Origin of the sequence: Paractinoplanes brasiliensis, from assembly GCF_004362215.1 — a bacterium.
Taxonomy (GTDB): Bacteria; Actinomycetota; Actinomycetes; order Mycobacteriales; family Micromonosporaceae; genus Actinoplanes; species Actinoplanes brasiliensis.
Genome location: NZ_SNWR01000002.1, coordinates 2,497,668 through 2,500,105 on the forward strand (window position 1 = coordinate 2,497,668; position 2,438 = coordinate 2,500,105).

The 2,438-nt window shown below is 71.1% G+C and carries 2 protein-coding genes; one reads left to right on the forward strand and one right to left on the reverse strand.

The window, feature by feature from the left end; all coding sequences use genetic code 11:
• Nucleotides 1-9 precede the first annotated feature (9 nt).
• Complete coding sequence (locus C8E87_RS43135; RefSeq protein WP_166661477.1) at nucleotides 10-1,383, reverse strand: AAA family ATPase; 1,374 nt, start codon at nucleotides 1,381-1,383, stop codon at nucleotides 10-12.
• A 410-nt stretch (nucleotides 1,384-1,793) separates the two neighbouring features.
• On the opposite strand from C8E87_RS43135, the gene C8E87_RS43140 reads away from it, so the two are divergent.
• Complete coding sequence (locus tag C8E87_RS43140) at nucleotides 1,794-2,213, forward strand: PAS domain-containing protein (protein ID WP_133879076.1); 420 nt, start codon at nucleotides 1,794-1,796, stop codon at nucleotides 2,211-2,213.
• The last annotated feature ends 225 nt before the right edge of the window (nucleotides 2,214-2,438 follow it).

Here is a 2,438-nt window from a genome sequence, read left to right on the forward strand (position 1 = left end):
GGGCGATGCTCAGACGGGTACGGGCGTCGGAGGGCCCGGTGTCGAACGCCTCGCGAGGTGCTCCATCGCGGTCGACGGGTCGGCCGTGCTCAGCGCCCGGGCCAGCGCCAGGCGGCCGGTGATGTCGGCGGGCGTCTCGCGCAGCACCCGTTCCAGGTAACAGGCGGCGCCGACCGAGTCGCCGCGCCGTTCGGCCCGCCGTGCGGCGTCCCACAGCACTCCCAGCATCCAGGCCTCGGGTGTCGCCGACATCGCCACGATCTGGTCGGCGACGTCCGCGGCCGGGCGCCCGGCGTCGTTCAGCAGCCGGGCGGCCCCCGCCCGCAGTTCGTCCCGTTCGCGCGCGCCGAGACCCCCGAGGACGGCCCGGCGGACGACCTCGTGGACCGTGCCCTCGGCCGGGTCGTACAGGGTGAGGTCCCGCAGGGTGTTCAGCACGTCCTCGATGAGCCGGTCACTCGCCCCGGTCAGCGCCCGGATCAGTTGCCGGTCGCCCACGCCGAGGACAGCGATGCCGGTGGCCGCCGCGCGTACCTCGGGCGACTCGGCGGTCAGAAACTCGGCGACCGGCGCGGCGACGATTTCGGGGCCCGCGGTGGCGGCCCACTCGCAGCCGGCCGCGTCCGGGCCCACCCCTTGCTGCTCCATCGCGGCCAGCAGGTGGGTGACCAGCAGCGGGTTGCCGCCGCAGAGCCGGGAACAGGCGGCGCCGAACGCGGGCACCGGCTCGCGGCCGAGAGTGAGCCGGATCAGGTCGGCGACGTCGGCCTCGGCGAGCACCCCGAGGTCGATGCGGCGGTGGGGAGCGGCGAGCAGCAGCTCGGCGAGGTCGGGCCAGGCTGCTCGCTCGATGGCCGGGCGGGCCGCCAGCACGACCAGGATGCGGTCGTGGACGAGCCGCCGGCCCAGAAATTCCAGCCAGCGCCGGGAGGCGGCGTCACAGTGCTGGGCGTCGTCGATCGCGAGAATCAGGGGGCGGTCTGCCGCGAGGCCGGCGGCGCGGCGGGAGAGGGCGAGCAGCCGCCGATAAGTGGCACTCCCCCCATCGTCGCTCTCGCTCCGGTCGCTCCGGTCGCCCCGGTCGCTGTGGTCGCTGTGGTCGCTCTCGTCGCCTCCGTCGTCGCCGAGAAGGGCGGAGACCAGGCCGTACGGCGGGCCGGCGGGCCGGGCGACGGCTCGGCGCACGGTCAGGTCGTCACCGGTGCGGCCGGTCAGGAACGCATCGAGCAGCGCCGTCTTGCCGACGCCGGCCGGGCCGTGGAGCAGGACGATCCGGGGGTTGCCGTCGCGTGCCTCGGTGAGCAGTCCTGCGAGGGTGGACAGCTCGGCATCGCGGCCGACGACGACCGTCCCGCCGTCCTTTGCAGCCCGAGCATCCACCACCGGTATCAATCCTGTCGGCGCACACTGACTCCGTCCCGTGTGGATCACACCCTAACCGGTGCGCAAAACCCGGCCACCGCTTCCGGGCTGACCGAACCTGATGCGGCCCGGCCCCGTGACTCCGGAAAACGGCTACCGCCCGTCTCGGGGTGGGACCCCGAACCACCGACCGAACCGACACCGCACCATTGATCGCGGCCGCCCGCCGGCACCACAGTTCTCCGCGCTCCCAGGGGCGGCTAGTTGACTCTTAAACTTTCGCTTCATACGCTGATTCGCGTGTTCACCCGAGGTCTTCCATTGCGGATCGGGGAACCCTGGCGCTGACTTCCTGGATAAGGCCTCGCACCACGAAATCGTGGAATTCTCGGTGACGACGGCCCGAACAACGGGCAGAATGGGGGTTCACGATGCGCCCGCAGACGAGCCCGGCGACGCACACCCACGCTTACGCCGCGCGATCGATATTCGAGTGGACCGGGGCCTGCCTGGCGCGCCTCGACCCCCAGCTCCGGCTTGTCACCGCGAACATGGACTTCTTCCAGCAGTTCGGCGGAACCCCTGGTGAACGCCGGGGCAAGAGCCTGCTCGACCTGGTGCACCCGGGTGCCCGCGAGCGCGTCCGCCGCCGCTTCGCCGCGCTCGCCAGCTCGGACCGCAGCCACTTCACCGACCATGTCTCCGGGCTGAGCGGCCGCGGCCGCTCCTTTTCCGGGACATTGACCGGCGTTGCCTCCCGCAACAGCCACGGCGAGATCGATGCGATCCTCGTCGTAGTGAAGCCCGATGCGGTATTTCAGGGCCTCGACTCATTCGCCCAGCCGGCCTGAAGAACAATTATTGTTTCCTTCGTGTTGCGGTATCCCGTGACGAAGAATTTACACTGGGCAATGTTCGCCATTTCGGCGACGCACCTTCCCCTCCGGGCATAAACCTGCCGTACACCGGGTCGCCTCCGTGGCTGACCTCGTTCACCTTCGAGGAGCCGCTCCCCGCCGGCCGGAAAGGGCCCTGAACGGGCTCCTCCCCAGCCGGCGGAGAGCATCTTGGATCGG

Excerpts from the sequence above, each read along its gene's own strand:
- C8E87_RS43140 (WP_133879076.1), top strand. The coding sequence starts at position 1,794 with ATGCGCCCGCAGACGAGCCCGGCGACGCACACCCACGCTTACGCCGCG.